The sequence below is a fragment of the Rhizobium sp. Root1212 genome (genome assembly GCF_001424985.1).
Taxonomy (GTDB): domain Bacteria; phylum Pseudomonadota; class Alphaproteobacteria; order Rhizobiales; family Rhizobiaceae; genus Pararhizobium.
On sequence record NZ_LMDA01000025.1, the window covers coordinates 134482 to 153819 of the forward strand.

15 protein-coding genes are annotated in these 19338 nt (G+C 61.2%); 8 read left to right on the forward strand and 7 right to left on the reverse strand.

The window, feature by feature from the left end; translation table 11 throughout:
* Window positions 1-82: 82 nt before the first annotated feature.
* Genes uvrA through ASC86_RS21875 form a run of 3 tightly spaced genes read left to right on the forward strand, consistent with a single transcriptional unit; the run spans window position 83 to window position 4480 of the window.
* Window positions 83-3001 (forward strand): excinuclease ABC subunit UvrA, encoded by a 2919-nt coding sequence (gene uvrA / locus ASC86_RS21865; RefSeq protein WP_056326307.1) that lies wholly within the window; start codon window positions 83-85, stop codon window positions 2999-3001.
* A 5-nt stretch (window positions 3002-3006) separates the two neighbouring features.
* Window positions 3007-3636, forward strand: coding sequence for a glutathione S-transferase family protein (locus ASC86_RS21870; protein WP_056326309.1), 630 nt, complete (start codon window positions 3007-3009; stop codon window positions 3634-3636).
* A 37-nt stretch (window positions 3637-3673) separates the two neighbouring features.
* Window positions 3674-4480: a DUF72 domain-containing protein gene (locus ASC86_RS21875; protein ID WP_056326312.1), complete on the forward strand. Its 807-nt coding sequence runs from the start codon at window positions 3674-3676 to the stop codon at window positions 4478-4480.
* Between the two features lie 30 nt (window positions 4481-4510).
* Here the strand turns inward: ASC86_RS21875 and ASC86_RS21880 are convergent, their stop codons facing one another.
* Complete coding sequence (locus ASC86_RS21880; protein ID WP_056326562.1) at window positions 4511-5992, reverse strand: bifunctional ADP-dependent NAD(P)H-hydrate dehydratase/NAD(P)H-hydrate epimerase; 1482 nt, start codon at window positions 5990-5992, stop codon at window positions 4511-4513.
* Between the two features lie 337 nt (window positions 5993-6329).
* Between ASC86_RS21880 and ASC86_RS21885 the strand changes: the two genes are divergently transcribed.
* Entirely contained in the window at window positions 6330-6668 is a 339-nt protein-coding gene (locus ASC86_RS21885) for a P-II family nitrogen regulator (RefSeq protein ID WP_056326314.1), read from the forward strand.
* Between the two features lie 82 nt (window positions 6669-6750).
* A complete protein-coding gene (glnA, locus tag ASC86_RS21890; protein ID WP_056326317.1) occupies window positions 6751-8160 on the forward strand; it encodes a type I glutamate--ammonia ligase in 1410 nt (469 codons plus the stop codon).
* Between the two features lie 89 nt (window positions 8161-8249).
* On the opposite strand, the gene ASC86_RS21895 is transcribed toward glnA, so the two are convergent.
* Both ASC86_RS21895 and ASC86_RS21900 read right to left on the reverse strand, forming a co-directional pair.
* The gene (locus ASC86_RS21895) at window positions 8250-9281 is read right to left on the reverse strand and encodes a TAXI family TRAP transporter solute-binding subunit (RefSeq protein WP_056326319.1); all 1032 of its coding nucleotides are present in this window, start codon (window positions 9279-9281) and stop codon (window positions 8250-8252) included.
* Window positions 9282-9314: 33 nt separating this feature from the next.
* Complete coding sequence (locus ASC86_RS21900; protein ID WP_056326322.1) at window positions 9315-10292, reverse strand: hypothetical protein; 978 nt, start codon at window positions 10290-10292, stop codon at window positions 9315-9317.
* A 141-nt stretch (window positions 10293-10433) separates the two neighbouring features.
* On the opposite strand from ASC86_RS21900, the gene hspQ reads away from it, so the two are divergent.
* A complete protein-coding gene (gene hspQ, locus ASC86_RS21905) occupies window positions 10434-10763 on the forward strand; it encodes a heat shock protein HspQ (RefSeq protein ID WP_056326565.1) in 330 nt (109 codons plus the stop codon).
* 42 nt (window positions 10764-10805) lie between these two features.
* Here the strand turns inward: hspQ and ASC86_RS21910 are convergent, their stop codons facing one another.
* On the reverse strand, window positions 10806-11600 hold the full coding sequence (locus ASC86_RS21910; protein ID WP_082510378.1) for an IS110 family transposase: 795 nt from the start codon (window positions 11598-11600) through the stop codon (window positions 10806-10808).
* A gap of 266 nt (window positions 11601-11866) precedes the next feature.
* Window positions 11867-12496: an invasion associated locus B family protein gene (locus ASC86_RS21915; RefSeq protein WP_056326568.1), complete on the reverse strand. Its 630-nt coding sequence runs from the start codon at window positions 12494-12496 to the stop codon at window positions 11867-11869.
* 252 nt (window positions 12497-12748) lie between these two features.
* On the opposite strand from ASC86_RS21915, the gene ASC86_RS21920 reads away from it, so the two are divergent.
* Both ASC86_RS21920 and ASC86_RS21925 read left to right on the forward strand, forming a co-directional pair.
* Window positions 12749-14563, forward strand: a complete 1815-nt coding sequence (locus ASC86_RS21920; protein ID WP_056326327.1) for an extracellular solute-binding protein — start codon at window positions 12749-12751, stop codon at window positions 14561-14563.
* An 85-nt stretch (window positions 14564-14648) separates the two neighbouring features.
* A complete protein-coding gene (locus tag ASC86_RS21925; protein WP_056326329.1) occupies window positions 14649-15308 on the forward strand; it encodes a DsbA family oxidoreductase in 660 nt (219 codons plus the stop codon).
* A 145-nt stretch (window positions 15309-15453) separates the two neighbouring features.
* Here ASC86_RS21925 and mfd read toward each other — a convergent pair whose 3' ends face one another.
* Together mfd and ASC86_RS21935 are read right to left on the reverse strand one after the other, a co-directional pair.
* Window positions 15454-18969, reverse strand: a complete 3516-nt coding sequence (gene mfd / locus ASC86_RS21930) for a transcription-repair coupling factor (protein WP_056326332.1) — start codon at window positions 18967-18969, stop codon at window positions 15454-15456.
* Entirely contained in the window at window positions 18969-19277 is a 309-nt protein-coding gene (locus ASC86_RS21935; protein ID WP_056326335.1) for a succinate dehydrogenase assembly factor 2, read from the reverse strand. Before ASC86_RS21935 ends, mfd begins: the two co-directional genes overlap by 1 nt.
* Between the last annotated feature and the right edge of the window lie 61 nt (window positions 19278-19338).

A 19338-nucleotide genomic window follows, 5' to 3' on the forward strand; every position in this document is an offset into this window, starting at 1 on the left:
CCTGCTGTTTTTTGGATTGGCGCTCGACATGAGCTTTGCCGATCTTAAATAGAGACTTTCGAATTCCCAGAAGCTGAGCACCATGAGCGAACTGAAGACCATTTCCATCCGCGGCGCGCGCGAGCACAATCTGAAGGGCATCGACCTCGATCTGCCGCGCAACAAGCTCATCGTCATGACCGGCCTGTCGGGCTCCGGCAAGTCTTCACTTGCCTTCGATACGATCTATGCCGAGGGACAGCGGCGTTATGTCGAGAGCCTTTCGGCCTATGCCCGCCAGTTCCTGGAGATGATGCAGAAGCCGGATGTCGACCAGATCGAAGGACTTTCCCCGGCAATCTCCATCGAGCAGAAGACGACCTCGCGCAACCCGCGCTCGACCGTCGGTACCGTCACCGAAATCTACGACTACATGCGCCTGTTGTTTGCGCGCGTCGGCGTTCCCTATTCGCCGGCAACGGGCCTGCCGATCGAAAGCCAGACGGTTTCGCAGATGGTCGACCGGGTGATCGATTTCGGCGAAGGCACGCGTCTTTATATCCTCGCGCCGATCGTGCGAGGCCGCAAAGGCGAGTACAAGAAAGAACTCGCCGAACTGATGAAAAAGGGTTTCCAGCGCGTCAAGATCGACGGCCAGTTCTATGAGATTGCCGAAGCCCCGGCGCTCGACAAGAAATACAAGCACGATATCGACGTCGTCGTCGACCGCGTTGTCGTGCGCAGCGACCTGAGTTCGCGCCTTGCCGACAGTCTTGAAACCTGCCTCAAGCTCGCTGACGGCCTGGCAATCGCCGAATTCGCCGACAAGCCGCTGCCGCCGGAGGAAACCTCGGCCGGCGGCTCGGCCAACAAGTCGCTTAACGAAACCCACGAACGGGTAATGTTCTCCGAAAAATTCGCCTGCCCCGTTTCCGGCTTCACGATTCCGGAAATCGAGCCGCGGCTGTTTTCATTCAACAACCCCTTCGGCGCCTGCCCGACCTGCGACGGTCTCGGCAGCCAGCAGAAGATCGACCCGGCGCTGATCGTGCCGGAAATCGACCGCACGCTGAAGAACGGTGCCATCGCACCGTGGGCGAAATCGACTTCTCCTTATTATAACCAGACGCTGGAGGCGCTTGGCCAAGCCTTTGGATTCAAACTGTCGAACAAGTGGAGCGACCTGTCCGCCGCCGCGCAGAACGCGATCCTGCAGGGCACCGAGGAGAAGATCACCTTCCACTATGTCGACGGCGCGCGCTCCTACAACACGACGAAGAACTTCGAAGGCATCATCCCGAACCTCGAGCGCCGTTGGAAGGAAACCGACAGCGCCTGGGCGCGCGAGGAAATCGAGCGTTATATGTCGGCGGCCCCTTGCCCGGCCTGCAACGGTTATCGCCTGAAGCCGGAGGCCTTGGCGGTCAAGATCAACAAGTTGCATATCGGTGAAGTCACCGAAATGTCGATCCGTGTCGCCCGCGACTGGTTCGAGGCTCTGCCCGCGCAGATGAACGCCAAGCAGAACGAGATCGCGGTCCGCATCTTCAAGGAAATCCGCGAACGCCTGCGCTTCCTCAACGATGTCGGTCTCGAATATCTGAGCCTGTCGCGCAACTCCGGCACCCTGTCCGGCGGCGAAAGCCAGCGTATCCGTCTCGCCTCGCAGATCGGCTCAGGCCTGACAGGCGTCCTTTACGTGCTGGACGAGCCGTCGATCGGCCTGCACCAGCGCGATAATGCCCGTCTGCTCGATACGCTCCGGCATCTGCGCGACATCGGCAACACCGTCATTGTCGTCGAGCATGACGAGGACGCTGTGCTGACGGCGGACTACGTCGTCGATATCGGCCCTGCCGCCGGCATCCATGGCGGCGAGATCGTGGCACAAGGCACACCGCAGCAGATCATCGACAATCCGAATTCGCTGACCGGCAAATATCTGTCCGGCGAGCTTTCGGTCGCCGTGCCCGCCGAGCGCCGCAAACCGAAGAAGAAAAAAGAAATCACCGTCGTCGGCGCTCGCGCCAACAATCTGAAGAACGTCACCGCGTCCATCCCGCTCGGCGTCTTCACGGCGGTTACCGGCGTTTCCGGCGGCGGTAAGTCGACCTTCCTGATCGAGACGCTCTACAAGGCTGCCGCGCGTCGTATCATGGGCGCCCGTGAAAATCCGGCGGAGCATGATCGGATCGATGGTTTCGAGCACATCGACAAGGTCATCGATATCGATCAATCGCCGATTGGCCGCACGCCGCGGTCTAATCCGGCGACTTATACCGGTGCGTTCACCCCTATCCGCGACTGGTTCGCCGGTCTGCCGGAAGCCAAGGCGCGCGGCTATCAGCCGGGCCGTTTCTCGTTCAACGTCAAGGGCGGCCGCTGCGAGGCCTGCCAGGGCGATGGCGTCATCAAGATCGAGATGCACTTCCTGCCGGATGTCTACGTCACCTGCGACGTCTGCCATGGTAAGCGCTACAATCGCGAAACCCTCGACGTGACCTTCAAGGGCAAGTCGATCGCCGATGTGCTCGATATGACAGTCGAGGAAGCCGTCGAGTTCTTTTCGGCCGTGCCGGCCGTGCGCGACAAGCTGCAATCCCTGTTCGATGTCGGCCTCGGCTACATCAAGGTCGGCCAGCAGGCGAATACGCTCTCGGGCGGCGAGGCGCAGCGCGTCAAGCTGGCCAAGGAGTTGTCGAAGCGCTCGACCGGCCGCACACTCTATATTCTAGACGAACCGACGACCGGCCTGCACTTCCATGACGTCGCCAAGCTTCTGGAAATGCTGCACGAGTTGGTCAACCAGGGCAATTCCGTCATTGTCATCGAGCACAATCTCGAAGTCATCAAGACAGCCGACTGGATTATCGACTTCGGCCCCGAAGGCGGCGATGGCGGCGGCGAGGTCATTGCATCCGGCACGCCGGAAGATGTGGTCAAGGTCGAGCGGTCCTATACCGGGCAGTTCCTGAGGGAGCTTCTGGAGCGCCGGCCCATCCGCAAGGCTGCCGCGGAGTAAAGGCGATGATCCTGATCGGGCAATATGATTCCTCGTTTGTCCGGCGCGTCGGGATCGCCTTGAGACTGTACAACCTTCCCTTCGAACACCAGCCGTGGTCGGTGTTTTCGGAGGGTGACAAGGTGCAGTCCATCAATCCGTTGATGCGGGTGCCGACGCTGATTCTCGATGGGGGCGATGTGCTGGTCGATAGTCCTTCGATGCTCGATTACCTCGATGGCCTTATGCCGGAAGATCAGAGGCTGTTTCCGGCCCATGAGCCGGAACGGCGGCGGGCGATGAGGATCGCGGCCCTTGCAACGGGATTGGCCGACAAGGGTGTGAGCCTGTTCTATGAGCTGCGGTTGCATGAACAGCCGGCCATGGGATGGGTTGGCCGGTTGAGGGAGCAGATACTTGCAGCTACCGCAGCCCTTGAGGAATGGCGGAGACACCTGGTTGGCGGCGATTTCTGGGGCGGTCGCAGCATCGGCCATTGCGACATCGCTGTCGCCTGTGCCTGGCGGCATGTGAGGGAGGCCCATCCCGACCTTCTGGATGAAGCGCTTTATCCGAAGCTGGCGGCCTTTTGCAGCCGCCTCGAAGGTTTACCGGTTTTCCGGGAGATTTCGCAGCCTTTCATTGCGCCGGCCTGAGGCTGCCGGCGCTGCCAATTCGCGAGGAGACGATTGCATGACCAAGGCCGGAACTATCCGCATAGGTATCGGTGGCTGGACCTTCGACCCATGGGAGGGTACGTTCTACCCGGAAAAGCTCTCCAAAAAACGCCAGCTCGAATATGCCAGCCGTCAGCTGAAGGTTATCGAGGTCAACGGCACTTATTATAGCTCGCAAAAACCCGAGACCTTTGCGAAATGGGCCTCCGAGGTGCCGGAGGATTTCATCTTTTCCCTGAAGGCCAGCCGGTTCACGACCAATCGCAAGGTGCTGGCTGAGGGGGCAGAGTCGATTGAAAAATTCCTCGGACAGGGCCTGACGGAGCTGGGTTCGCATCTCGGTCCCATTCTCTGGCAATTCATGCCGACCAAGAAATTCGATCCGGATGATTTCGGCGCGTTTCTCGCCCTGCTTCCTGAAAAACGGGATGGCTTGACGCTCCGCCACGTCGTCGAAGTGCGCAATCCAACGTTCCGCACCCCCGAATTCCCGGCTTTACTTGCCAAGCACAATATCGCGGTCGTGTTTGCCGACCATCATGAATATCCGATGATCGCCGATGTCACGGCCGATTTCGTCTATGCCCGCCTGCAGACCGGCAGCGACGACGTCGCCACATGCTATGATGAAAAGCGCCTCGATCTCTGGGCGAAACGGCTGGAAAGCTGGGCTTCCGGCGGCGCCGTCGAGCAGCTGGAGCATGCAGATCCGGCGCGGAAAGTCGAGAAGAAGCCGAGGGATGTCTTTGCTTTCTTCATCACCGAAGGAAAAGTGAATGCGCCGAACGGCGCCAGGGCGCTTCAGGCCAAGATCGACGGCTGACGCCGTTTCTTGTCGGAACCTTCGATCGGGTCATTCCTGGTCCAGCGGCACGATGTGAGCAGCCAGATCCTCGGCGGTCAGGCCCTCGCCCAAGGCCGCCGCGGTCTTGCCGTGACGCCAGACACCTGCGGTAGCGGCTTCGAAGGCCGGCATCCCCTGGGCCAGATGGGCGCCGATGATGCCGGCGAGAACATCGCCGGAACCGGCCGTCGCAAGCCATGGCGGTGCATCGGTATTGATCGCCGCGTGTCCATCCGGGCTGGCGATGACGGTATCGGCGCCTTTGTAGACGATGACGGCGTTGCTGCGCCTTGCGGCGGCCAGGGCGCGGTCGATCTTCGAGAGACCGGCATCCTCTGAGAGATCGGGAAAAAGCCGGCGGAACTCGCCTTCGTGCGGCGTCAGAATGAGACGGGTCTCGCTGCCCGCAAAGGCATCGAACAAGGTCTCCGGGTTCTCGCGGAAAGCGGTGATACCGTCGGCGTCGAGAACGAGCGGACGTGCTGCCAGCAATGGGACATATCTGCGCGCCTTTTCCAGGTCGCCAAAGGCTGGGCCAAGCACGAAGGCGTGGATGCGGGCATCCTGCAGCCACTCCGAAAGATCTTCCGCTTTTTCGACCGGCTTCATCATCACGGCCGTCAGGTGCGCGGCCTGGGCGGAAAGCGCCTTTGCCGCCCCGGCGACCGTCACCAGACCGGCGCCTGCCTTGAGGCCTGCTGTTGCGGACAGGCGGGCCGCGCCGGTCGCAAAGGGACCGCCGGAAAAGACGGCGAGATGGCCGCGCGTGTATTTATGGGATGCCGGATCAAGGGCGTTACCGCTTCCACGCCATAGATGCGGCCCGTTTTCATAGAGCCTGCCAGCTGCGGCCATCAGGATGCGGCACGGAATGCCGATATCGAACACCTCCATCTCGCCACACAACGTTCGTCCCGGCAACAGCAGGTGACCGGGCTTCAGCGCCATGAACGTCACCGTCTTGAGCGCCTTGAAACTCGCGCCCAACACCTGCCCGCTGCGTCCGTCGACACCCGATGGCAGATCGACCGCGATTACCGGAACATCCGCCACCGTGACGCGGGCGATGACATCAGCCACTTCAGGCGGGACGGGACGCGCCAGCCCTGCCCCGAAAAGGCAGTCGAGCACAACATCACCCTCCCTGGATTGGTAGGCCGCAAGCGCGGCGACGGGGCGGGAAAAAGCGGAGAAGGCGCTTGCGGCATCGCCTTTCAGCCGCGTTGGATCGCCGAAGGCGTAAACGGCTACCTCTACACCGGTCGACAAAAGCGCCCGCGCTGCGACATAGCCGTCACCACCATTGTTTCCCGGCCCGCAGAGGACGACGAAACGTCGGGCGCCGGAAAATTGCCGCAGCGCGGTGGCCGCGACCGCCTCGCCTGCACGCAGCATCAAGCCGAAACTGTCGATGCCCGACAACGCCGCGGCGACGTCGGCAGCGCTCATCTGCTCCGGTGTGAAAAGGGTATGAATGGGCTTCTGAGGCATGAGGGAAGCATGGCTTTCCACAAGAGGAAGAACAAGCCCCATTTTTCACCGTCCAGTGCGCGTTTTTTGTGCATTTGCATATATTTACTGCGCGTTTTTGCGTGCATTTGCCGGCGGGGGTAGCCCGATCGGCGTGCGGTAGCAATCGCTGTTAAAAAATCACAAAAAATAGGCAAAAGCGCGTGATTATTCGCCGCAAAGACGTATGATCACCGTCGAGGGGGAGGTTTTCGCGTGATTTCGCGCAGAATCTTTCATATCTGGCATGCAAATTGCGTGTCGTCGTCGGCGCGGGTTCGAACCCGCCACAACGGGAGAAGCGGAGAGACATTTTCTCATGAAAAAGATCGAAGCGATCATCAAGCCTTTCAAACTCGATGAAGTTAAGGAAGCGCTGCAAGAGGTCGGGTTGCAAGGTATCACCGTCACGGAGGCCAAGGGCTTCGGCCGCCAGAAGGGGCATACGGAACTTTATCGCGGCGCGGAATACGTCGTCGATTTTCTTCCGAAGGTGAAGGTCGAAGTGGTGCTGGCGGACGAAAATGCCGACGCCGTCATCGAAGCGATCCGCAACGCCGCCCAGACCGGCCGTATAGGCGACGGAAAGATCTTCGTTTCCAACGTCGAGGAAGTCATCCGCATCCGCACAGGCGAAACCGGCATAGACGCCATCTGAACCCATCCGCCGGGCCGCTCGCGCCTGGCCTCACGTCTTCATCAAAACAAGACCTCGTCATCTCAAAAAGGACGTTCCAAAAATGACGACTGCAAGTCACATTCTCAAGCAGATCAAGGAAAACGACGTCAAGTTCGTCGACCTGCGCTTTACCGACCCCAAGGGCAAGCTGCACCATGTCACGATGGACATCGGCTGCGTCGATGAAGACATGTTTGCCGATGGCGTCATGTTCGATGGCTCCTCGATCGGCGGCTGGAAGGCGATAAACGAATCCGACATGGTGCTGATGCCCGATCCGGCGACGGCCCATATGGACCCGTTCTTCGCCCAGTCGACCATGGTCATCGTCTGCGACATTCTCGATCCCGTCTCTGGCGAAGCTTACAACCGCGATCCGCGCGGCACGGCCAAGAAGGCAGAAGCCTATCTCAAGGCCTCGGGCATCGGTGATACCGTCTATGCCGGCCCGGAACCGGAATTCTTCGTTTTCGACGACGTCAAGTACAAGGCCGATCCGTACAATACCGGCTTCAAGCTGGATAGTTCCGAACTGCCGTCGAACGACGACACCGACTACGAGACCGGCAACCTCGGCCATCGTCCGCGCGTCAAGGGCGGCTATTTCCCGGTTCCGCCGGTCGATTCGTGCCAGGATATGCGCTCTGAAATGCTGACGGTTCTCACCGAAATGGGTGTCACCGTCGAAAAGCAGCACCACGAAGTGGCCGCCGCCCAGCACGAGCTTGGCGTCAGGTTCGATACGCTGGTGCGCAGCGCCGACAAGGTGCAGATCTACAAGTACGTCGTGCATCAGGTCGCCAATGCCTATGGCAAGACGGCCACCTTCATGCCGAAGCCGATCTTCGGCGATAACGGCTCGGGCATGCACGTGCATCTGTCGATTTGGAAGGACACCAAACCGACCTTCGCCGGCGACGAATATGCCGGTCTATCGGAGAGCTGCCTCTATTTCATCGGCGGCATCATCAAGCATGCCAAGGCGATCAACGCCTTCACCAACCCGACCACGAACTCCTACAAACGTCTCGTTCCGGGTTATGAAGCGCCGGTGCTGCTGGCTTACTCGGCGCGCAACCGCTCGGCATCCTGCCGCATCCCGTTCGGCACGGGTCCGAAGTCCAAGCGCGTCGAAATCCGCTTCCCCGATCCGCTCGGCAACCCCTATCTCGGCTTTGCCGCCATGCTGATGGCCGGCCTCGACGGCATCAAGAACAAGATCCATCCCGGCAAGGCCATGGACAAGGACCTTTACGACCTGCCGCCGAAGGAACTGAAGAAGATCCCGACGGTCTGCGGCTCGCTGCGCGAAGCGCTGGAAAGCCTCGACAAGGATCGCAAGTTCCTGACCGCCGGCGGCGTTTTCGACGACGACCAGATCGATTCTTACATCGAACTGAAGATGGTTGAGGTCATGCGCTACGAAATGACCCCGCATCCGGTCGAATTCGACATGTACTACTCGGCGTAATCAGTCGCTTCTTTCCGGCGTCCTTCGGGGCGCCGGACACGAAAAAGCCCGGTCTCTTGCGAGGCCGGGCTTTTTCATGGGCAATCGTTCTATTGCTTTTTCAGCCGTTGCTTGAGCAGGTTCAGATATTCCTCATTGGCGTCCGGCTCGCTCTGCGCAGGGGCGGCACAGGCTGTCTTGTAATCCATCGCCATTCCCGCCTTGACGCAGATCCCCACCTGCCAGCCCGGCGGCAGGGCCGTCAGGTCGACGCTCTTCCATTTCGGATGACCGGTTTCCTTCAGGCGGTCGAGATTGTTGAGAATGAGGCTCGAAAAGTCCGACACGGCCTTGCAGCTTTCGCGCTGATAGGCGTTGCGTTTGATGTCGTAATCATAAGTCATCATCACCGCCTTCACCGCGATCAGGTCGACCGGTTCCCTCTGGAAGCCGTAGGTGCCGGCATCGATACGGGCGGCCGTGTAGGTCGCCAGCAGCGGCGCTTCGGTGATCGGCAGCAGATGGAATCTGGCGCCGTCTATGGCATCGCCGGCAAAGAGCGGCGCAGGCGCGCCGGCAACATAGAAGAAGGCGTCGATTTCGCCGGCAAGCAGTTTGGGCAGCGCAGCGTCGGGATTGAGCGGCAGCTTTTCGGTCGGCTTCACCTGCAGGATGTCAAGCACGAGGGAGGCGGTCAGGAAGGTGCCGCTGTCCTTGACGCCGACAGCGACCTTCTTGCCGGCCAGATCCTTGAGGCCGGCGATGTCGCGGCGCGCCAGCACATGGATTTCCTCGTCATAGAGCGGAAACATGATGCGCACCCCCCTCACCGCCTGCTGCACCTCGGGATCGTTGGCCTCGAAGGTTTTCAGGTATTCCAGCACATCGCTCTGGACGATGCCGAACTGGGTGTTCTTGCGGTTGCGCACGCCGACGAAATTTTCCAGCGAACCGGCGCTTTCGCGCACGGTCAGCGGGAGCCCGCAGCTTTCGCCGAGCCCGGCGATGTCGCGACCGATGCGGATATAGGTTCCCTGTGGGCCGCCGGTCATGATGTTGCGCTCGAAGGCGGCGGCATGGGCGGGAAAAAGCCCGACGAGGAGCAGAAGGAAAAGGATACGGGCTTGCTGGCGAAAGGACATCGGGCTCTCCATCATCTGTTCGCGCAAGGCGCGTCAGCAGTCGCTTTTCAGTTTTCGCATGAGGTCGCGCATCACGACCAGCGGCACCTTGTCAAAGACGCTTTCCAGCGCGTCCGTCACGCAGGCGCCGGAGGCAAGTTCGTTCTGAAGCCGGCGACGCTTGCCGTCATCAAGCCGGCCGAGTCCGCGCTGGGCGGCAAGCAAGGCGGAGATTTCGGCATCGTCGCGCGGCTTGCGGGCAATGTCGACGGGCGTTTGCTTGTCGGCCTGCGGCTGTTCCTGGGCTTCATCGGCCGCGGGCGTGGAAAGCCTGGCAAGCTGCCGTTCGAGGGCGGCGGCGCGCGCCTTCTCCGCGGAAAGCGCCTTTTCCAGTTCCAGCACGTGTTGGTTCAAAGCCTCAAGTTTCGACTTCGCGGCCGCGGCCTCCGATTGGGCCGCCTTCAGAAGCGTTTCCGTACGCGAGCGCACATCGCCGAAGTCGCCGCTTTGCGCCTTCAGTTGCTCCAGCTCTCCAGCCAGCTTCTGGGCTTCGGACCGCAAGTCGCCGATGGTTTGCCGGCTGCCTTCAGCCTCGGCCGTTGCGGCCTGCAAGTCGGCTTCGAGACGGGTCTTGTCCGCCGCGGCATTTGCTTTCAAGGCATCGAGCTGTTTTTCCAGCGCGGCGATGGTCGCGTCGCGCTTGTCGAGAAGCCGGTTGAGTTTCGGGACCTCGTTGAGCTGGAGATCGGCATAATCCTGTTCGAGCTTGCCCGCCCATTGGCCGGCATTGCGCTTCAGGGCATCGATGTCGTCGGACAGCCCTTTTCGGTCGGCCTCGGTCTTAGCGAGCTTGGCGGAGAGTTCGGAATTGGAGGCTGTCAGTTCGGCAATTTCCGACCGGAGGTTTTCACGCGCGAACCAGCCATAGGCACCGGCGCCGATCAGAACGAGGCAGAGCACGGCTGCAAGCAGGAAACCGGCGGACGAGCCGCCGCGCGGCGTTTGCGTGTTTCGGCCCCATTGATTGTTCATGCTTATCCGCTGCACCGGAAATCCTGAAACAATGAGGTACGCTGAAACGGATGATGTGGCAACCTCACCGCCATGCGCCGCGAAGCTATTGATGTTCGCGAAAAACCGCCCACATTATATGGTGGAAAGGAACCGAACATGTTGAAACAAAGAGACGCGAAATTTCAGATCGGCCAAGTGGTCCGCCACCGCGTGTTTCCGTTCCGCGGCGTCGTCTTCGACGTCGATCCGGAATATGCCAACACGGAAGAATGGTGGAACGCCATCCCTGCCGAAATCCGTCCTTCCAAGGACCAGCCGTTCTATCATCTGCTGGCGGAAAACGACGAGACCGAATACGTCGCCTATGTCTCGGAACAGAACCTTGTTTCCGATGACAGCGGAACACCCGTGCGCCACTCCCAGGTGCAGGCGTTCTTCGATCCGGCGAGCGTCGGCCAGTACAAGCCGAAGACCGTGATGCGCCACTGACGCGCCGGCTTCCGAAATCATTCCATGAAAAAAGCAACGGTGTTAGGCGTCAAGTACGGTTGCTCGATGGTCTCGCATTCTGGCATTGAGGATGACGATCATCTTTCGCATGACGGCGACGAGGGCGACCTTTCCCGGTTTGCCCTTTGCCTTGAGACGTAGGAAGAGCGCCTTCATATCCGGATCGAAGCGGATTGCCGGCAGGGCCGCGACATAGAGCGCGTCCCTGACGGGCCTTCGTCCGCCGGCGATCATCCGCTTGCCACGCATCAGGCCGCTGTCGCGGTTGATCGGTGCAACCCCGACCAGCTTGGCGACCTGCCCCTCGTCCATGAACCCCAGTTCCGGCAGGCCGGCGATCAGGAAACAGGCTGTGCGCAAGCCAATACCCTTGAACGACATCAGCACATCGGCCCTGCTTTTGAGAGTTGCATCCGCCTTCAGGCAGGCGGTCATCGCCTCGACGACCGACTGGCGCTGTTCCAGCAGAAAATGCAGGCTCTCCTCGATCCATGCCCGCGTCCTGCCGTCGGCCTTTCGGGCCAGCTTTTCCTGGCGGTTCTTCTCCTGCACGATCATGTGCGACAACTGCCTGTAACGCGACACCAGATCGGCCAGCTCCGCCTGTCCGGGCGAGGACGGCGCCAGAACCGTTGTCTCCATGCGCCGGCCATAGTCGGCCAGCACGAAGGCATCGATCCTGTCGGTCTTGGAGAGCTGGCCACAGGCGCGGGCAAACTGCCTGACCTGCTGGGCATTTACCTTGGCGACAGGCAGTTGTGCGGCCAGCAGGGCCGAGACGACAAGCCGCTCATAGCCGCCGGTCGGCGCTAGTATGGGTCACGAGGCCAGTCTCCCTTATACGCGAGCGCGAAGCTCTCTCAACGGTTCGACGAAACCTCGAAATGCGCAAAGGGTTCTGCTTTTTTACGAACGAAAATTCAGGCCCGGAAGGACCAACCGCTTTGCGCATCGTCACAAAGGTGTTGCGATCGCCCCAATGACAAACGAGGCCGGTGCATCATAACCGATACACCGGCCTCGCAATGTATAAGGCCCGGACAAAATGCCGGGCCTTTATTTTTGTCGCTGATAGCGAAGGATCAGTTCTGCTTGGCAGCCTTCTGGGCTTCTTCCAGCTTCTTGCGGGCGTCTTCAGCCTTCTTCTGCATTTCTTCCTGCAGCAGGCGCTGACGCTCTTCGAGCTTCGACTGCTCGATCGGCTCGCCGTCATAAATGCCAGTGAAGCCTTCGAGCGAAAGCTTGATCGGGTTCGGGGCGCGCTGGAAGTTGACGGAGGTGAACACCACCTCTCCGCCCTTCTTCAGGCTGGCCAGAACAGCATCCGACAGCGGCACTTCGGCAACGCACTTGTCGGGCATGCAGACGGCGTAATCGAGCTTGGCGCCCTTGCCGCCGTCGATCTGCATCTGGATGCCGACGGGAATCAAGCGGGCGGAGGGAACGGAAACCTGCAGGATCTTGCGGTTGACCTTGCCCTTGACGTCGATCAGGCCGACGGCGGTGATCAGTTGGCCGTTATTGGCGGTCAGCAGGTTCTGGACGATGCAGACATCGTTGTCTTCCTGCTTCGTGCAAACCTTGAACCAGCCCTGCGGACGGCCGCCGTTTGCCTGCTGTGCAGACGATACCGCCGGCATCGCCGCCACGGCAACGGTGCCCGCAAATGCCGCCAGCGCAGCCTTTTTCGTGAAGTTTGACTTGAAGATCATAGCGATATCCGTCTCCTGAATTGCGGTCATCGAGCGATCCGGAGCCGCTCGTCGTCTGTGGTCAGTCGCCCGCTCTCCTGTTGGGAAAATAAGGCAATTGCATGACCCCCTGTTTCGGACACACCTGTTACAATGCAAGCGGCCGGATATCCAGTCCCTCCGTCCATGAATTTGGCCGGCAGCAATTGGAAATGTGCCGTTCCATGCTAGTTTGCGGGGAATCACAGGACATGTTGCGGCGGGAGGTGACCTTTGCGCGCTTTGGTTTTCGGCTTGTTTTCGCTCGCAGCTTCGGTTGCGGCAGGCCCCGCGGCGATGGCCGAACCCCTGCATGGCATCGCCATGCACGGCCAGCCCGCCCTGCCCGCCGATTTCAAGCACTTCCCTTACGTGAACCCGGACGTGAAGAAGGGCGGCAAGATCGCCTATGGCGTGGTCGGCACCTTTGACAGCCTCAATCCTTTCATCCTGAAAAGCATGCGCACGACAGCGCGCGGCATGCTCGACCCGGAATACGGCAATCTCATCTATGATTCGCTCATGCAGCGATCGCGCGACGAGCCCTTCGCGCTCTATCCGCTGCTGGCGGAGACCGTCGAATGGGATGACGACCGCAGCTTCATCCAGTTCAATCTCAACCCCAAGGCCAAGTGGGCTGACGGCCAGCCGGTGACGCCGGAAGACGTGATCTTCACCTTCGAGCTTTTCCGCGACAAAGGCCGCGTGCCCTTCAGCACCCGCATGGCCAAGGTGGCGAAGCTGGAAAAGGTCGGCGATCACAGTGTGCGCTTCACTTTCAACGATCAGGCCGACCGCGAGTTTCCGCTGTTGATCGCGATGACGCCGATCCTGCCTAAGCATGCGACCGATGTCGCGACCTTCGACCAGTCGACGCTGAAATTTCCGCTGGGCTCCGGCCCTTATCAGGTCGCCGAGGTGAAGGCCGGCGAGCGCATCATCTACAAGCGCAATCCGGATTATTGGGGTAAGGACCAGCCCTCCAAGGTCGGCTTCGACAACTACGACGAGATTTCCGTCGAATATTTCCTGCAGGACAATTCGCTGTTCGAGGCCTTCAAGAAGGGCGAGATCGACGTTTACCCCGAAGGCAGCCCGACCAAATGGGCGCGCAGCTATGATTTCCCGGCCGTCAAATCCGGTACGGTCGTCAAGGACCAGTTCACGCCGAAGACGCCGTCGGGCATGCTCGGCTTCGTGTTCAACACCCGCCGGCCGGTGTTTGCCGATGCCAAGCTGCGGCAGGGGCTTGCCATGGCCTTCGATTTCGAATGGGTGAACAAGAACCTGTTCGACAACGCCTATACCCGCACCCAGAGCTTCTGGCAGAATTCCAGTCTCTCCTACCTCGATACGCCGGCGGACGATCGCGAACTCGGGCTCCTTGGCGATATCAAAAACCGCATCAATCCGAAGGTGCTGGACGGCACCTACCGCCTGCCCGTCACCGACGCCACCGGCCGCGATCGAAACGTGCTGCGCGAGGCCGTGACCCTGCTGCGCGAGGCCGGCTATACGATCAAGGACGGCAAAATGGTCGATGCCAAGGGAATGCCGCTTGCCTTCGAGGTCATGACCCAGAACGAAGGCCAGGAAAAGGTCGCGCTTGCCTATCAGCGCTTCCTCGCGGCGCTCGGCATCGGCGTCTCGGTCCGCACCGTCGATGATTCGCAGTATCAGCAACGCAGCCAGACCTTCGATTACGACGTGATCGTCAAATCCTTCCCCTCCTCGCTCTCGCCGGGCATCGAACAGGTGAGCTATTGGGGATCGGTTTCGCGCGACCGGCAGGGCAGCTCCAACTTCGCCGGCGTCGCCGACAAGGATGTCGATACGCTGGTGAACGACATCCTGCAGGCCCGCACGGTGGAGGATTTCACCGCCGCCGTGCGCGCGCATGACCGGCTGCTGGTATCGAGCTTCTATCTGGTGCCGCTCTATCACATCTCGGCCCAGTGGGTGGCTCGCAACAAGCACATTGGCCGTCCCGAAACCGTGCCGCTCTATGGCTATCAGCTGCCGGCGTGGTGGGACCAGAGCGCGCAGTAACGGGCGGTATACTTCAGGTAACGCATTGAACGCGGTTGGCTGATCTCCTATGTCGCGTGGATACGCTGGATAAGGAACAAGCAGCATGGAACAAATCGTCGTTGACGTCGTATCGGACGTCGTGTGCCCCTGGTGCTATCTCGGCAAGGCACGGCTGGACCGGGCGATCGCCGCGGTCTCGGGCGAAATGCTTGTCACCGTCAACTGGCGTCCCTACCAGCTCAATCCTGACCTGCCGCCGGAAGGCGTCGATCACAAGGCGCATCTGGCCGCCAAGCTTGGCGGTGCGGCAGCCGTCTCGCAGGCACATGACCGCCTGACGGCTCTCGGCAAGGAAGATGGCATCGCCTTCGATTTCGCTGCGGTGAAGATCAGCCCGAACACGCTCGATGCCCATCGCCTGCTGCGCTGGGCGGCGGCCGAAGGCCGGCAGAACGAGGTCGTCTCCGCCCTCTTCCACGCCTATTTCGAAGATGGCCGCAATGTCGGCGACCGCGCGGTGCTACATGATATCGCTGCGAAAAATGGCCTCGATCCGGCCGTCATCGACGCGCTGTTCGCCTCCGATGCGGACAAGGACAGCGTCGGCGAGGAAATCGGCATGGCGCGCGACATGGGCGTCAGCGGCGTGCCCTGTTTCATCATCGACAGCCAGTATGCCGTCATGGGCGCGCAGCCCGTTGACGTGCTCGCCAATGCTTTCCGCGAGATCGCGGCGATGAAGGACCCGAAGCAGGTCAATTGAGCCGGCAGCTGGCGGTCAACGCCGCCTACCCTCAACGCCCTCCTTCGTAATGGTCGGGCTTGTCCCGACCATCTGCCGGCCTCTCCATTTTTGCGGAGAGGCTGGAAGATCCTCGGCACGAAGCCGAGGACTATGACGAAGGAGGTCAGGTCTCCCTGGCCAGCGCAGCCAGTTGCGTCATCACGACTGCCGCGCCGGAAAGGCGCTTTTCCGGCGTCGGGAAGTCGCGCTGCAGGAACAGGCTTTGGTCGGGCCTGATCTTCGCCAGCGTGCCCTGCTTGCCGATATAGCCGACAAGCGCTGCCGGGTTCGGGAATTCCTTATTGCGGAACTGCACGACGACGCCCTTCGGGCCGGCATCCAGTTTTTCCACATTGGCGGTGCGGCAGAGCGACTTGATGTAGACGATCTTCAGAAGATGCTGCACTTCGAGCGGCAACGGCCCGAAGCGGTCGATCAGTTCCGCGCCGAAGGCATCGATTTCCTGGAGATCGGTGATCTCGCCAAGTCGGCGATAGAGGCCAAGCCGCAGATGCAAGTCAGGCACGTATTCGTCGGGGATCATGACCGGCGTGCCAACGGAAATCTGCGGCGACCAGCCGGTGTCGATGATCTCTTCCTCGCCCTTCAACTCCGCCACCGCCTCCTCCAGCATCTGCTGGTAAAGCTCGAAACCGACTTCCTTGATATGGCCGGATTGCTCGTCGCCGAGCAGGTTGCCGGCGCCGCGGATGTCGAGATCGTGGCTGGCAAGCTGGAAGCCGGCACCGAGCGTATCGAGCGATTGCAGCACCTTGAGGCGGCGCTCCGCGGTCCCGGTCAGCTTCTTGTTGACCGGCAGCGTGAACAGCGCAAAGGCCCGCACCTTCGAACGACCGACGCGGCCGCGCAACTGGTAAAGCTGGGCCAGGCCGAACATATCGGCGCGGTGCACGATCAGCGTGTTGGCGGTCGGCACGTCGAGACCCGATTCGACGATCGTGGTCGAGAGCAGCACGTCGTAACGCCCTTCATAGAAGGCGTTCATGATGTCTTCGAGTTCCGTTGCCGGCATCTGGCCATGGGCGACGGCGACCTTGAGTTCCGGCACGCTCGATTGAAGGAATTCGTGGATTTCCGAGAGATCGCTGAGACGCGGGCAGACATAGAAACTCTGGCCGCCACGGTAATGCTCACGCATCAGCGTTTCGCGGATTACCAGCGCATCGAAGGGCGAGATGAAAGTGCGCACTGCCATGCGATCGACCGGCGGCGTGGTGATCAGCGACAGCTCGCGCACGCCCGTCAAGGCGAGCTGCAGCGTGCGCGGGATCGGCGTTGCCGAAAGGGTCAACACGTGCACGTCGGACTTCAGCTCCTTCAGCCGCTCCTTGTGCTTAACGCCGAAATGCTGCTCCTCGTCGATGATCAACAGGCCGAGATTGGCGAAGCTGATCGAGCTGCCGAGCAGCGCATGGGTACCGACGACGATATCGGTTTTGCCGTCGGCCACTTCCTTCTTGGTCAGCGCCAGTTCCTTGGAGCCGACGAGGCGCGAGGCCTGCGCCACCCGCACTGGAAGCCCGCGGAAACGCTCCGAGAAGGATTTGAAATGCTGGCGGGCGAGCAGCGTCGTCGGCACGACGACGGCGACCTGTACCCCGTTCATGGCGGCGATAAAGGCCGCCCGCAGCGCCACCTCCGTCTTGCCGAAGCCGACGTCGCCGCAGACGAGGCGGTCCATCGGCCGCCCCGCGCCGAGATCGTCGCGGACGGCTTCGATCGAGGTCATCTGGTCTTCGGTCTCGTCATAGGGGAAGCGGGCGGCAAATTCGTCGTACAGGCCTTCCGGCGTCGTCAGCACCGGTGCGCGGCGCGTCAGGCGCTCGGCGGCGATGCGGATGAGGCCACCGGCCATATCGAGCAGGCGCTTCTTGAGCTTGGCCTTGCGCGCCTGCCAGGCGACACCGCCGAGCTTATCGAGGATCGCGTCCGTGCCTTCCGAGCCATAGCGCGACAGCAGGTCGATGTTTTCGACTGGCAGGAACAGCTTGGCGTCATCCGCATAGACGAGTTCGAGACAGGCATGCGGCGCGCCGGCCGCCTCGATGGTGCGAAGGCCGACGAAGCGGCCGATGCCATGCTCGGCATGGACGACGATGCTGCCTTCGTCGAGACCCGCGACTTCGGCGATGAAATCGGCGCCCCGGCGGCGGCGCTTGGAACGGCGCACCATGCGGTCGCCGAGAATGTCCTGCTCCCCGATGACGACGAGATTGCCCGTCTCAAAACCGCTTTCGAGGTTGAGAACGGTGGACGCCGCTTCGCCCTGCCTCAGACGAATGACATCGGCCATTTTGGCGACAGGCTGGATATTGCCGAGACCATGCTCGGACAGCACCTGTAGCAGGCGATCGAGCGAGCCTTCGGACCAGGCAGAGATCAGCACCTTCGCGCCCTTGGAGCGGCGGTCGGCGATGTATTTCACCGCCTGATCGAAAACGTTGACCCGCTCGTTATCCGGGGTGGCCTCGGTGGCGTTCTTCGCCCAGCGCACGCCGAGCCGCGCGTCAATGGTGATGACCTGCCGGGCTTCGCCCTCATGCTCGACGAAGGGGGAAAGCCGCACGGCCTGCCGCGAGACGAGCGCCGCATTGAAGCTTTCGGCGTTGAGATAGAGCATTTCCGGGGGGATCGGCTTGTAGGGCGTTCCCTGCGAGATTGCGGTCTTGCTCGGCGTCGCCGATTCTTGCCGGGCCTCGTAATAATCGTGGATCAGCTTGCTGCGCTCGGCCGCCGCTTCGCGGGCAACATGGTCGGTGACGATGCGGAAGCCGTTGAGATAGTCGAAGACCGTTTCCAGCCCGTCATAGAACAGCGGCAGCCAATGCTCCATACCGGCGTAGCGCCGGCCTTCCGAAACGGCCTGATAGAGCGCGTCGTCGCGGGTTGCCGCGCCGAAGAGCGAGAGATAGCCGGTGCGGAAATGGCTGATCGTCTCCGGTGCCAGAGAGACCTCGCTCATCGGGTTCAGGTCGAGCGAGCGGGCCTGGCCCGTCGTGCGCTGGCTTGCTGGATCGAAGGAACGGATCGATTCCAGCGTATCGCCGAAGAAATCGAGGCGCACCGGCTGCTCGCTGCCGGGCACGAAGACATCGAGAATGCCGCCGCGCACGGCGAATTCGCCGACTTCGCGCACTGTCGGCACGCGGTCGAAACCGTTTCGCTCCAGCCGTGCGGCGATATCGTCCATACGCACGGTATTGCCGGGCCGGGCGGAGAAGCCGAGGCTGTCGATGACCGATTGCGGCGCCATCTTCTGCAGCGCGGCATTGACGGTGATCAGCACGATGGCCGGATGCGGCTTTTTCGCATGGGCGACGAGGCCGCTCAGCGCGGTCAGGCGGCGGGCGGAGATATCGGCGCTCGGAGAAACGCGGTCGTAAGGCAGGCAATCCCAGCCCGGCAGGGTCAGGACGGGGATATCGGGTGCGGCGAAGCCGAGCATCTGCTCGAGATCGCCGATGCGCTGGCCATCGGACAGGATATAGGCGACCGGGCCGTTTTCCCGCACCATTTCGGCAAGCAGCAGCGGTTCGACGCCCGAGGGAACGGGACCGATGGTCAGCTCCCGCGTGGCGTTGGTGATTTTTCTGGGATCAAAACCTGCGACGATAGACATCAGCCCTTCCTATCGGGATGGCTCTCTTCGAAATCCGGGCGGTAGGAGGCGATGCGCTCGAACAGGGGCGTGCGATATTGCTCGGGCACCGGCTTTTCGCCCGTAATCCATTTGACGAGGTCGTTGTCTTCCTCGGCCATGATCGTTTCCAGCTCGTCCAGCGCCTCATCGGGAAGTGCTGCGATCTCGGCTTCGGCAAACTGGCCGAAAACCAGATCCATCTCGCGGATGCCGCGGTGCCAGCAGCGATAGAGAATGCGGCGGCGGCGCGGATCGAGATCGGCGCTGGTGCGCGAAATGCCAGTCATGAGCCTTAAATCCTTCCTGCGGCGGGCATCCTTGAAGCGTGAAGCTGCGCCAGCGGTTCCG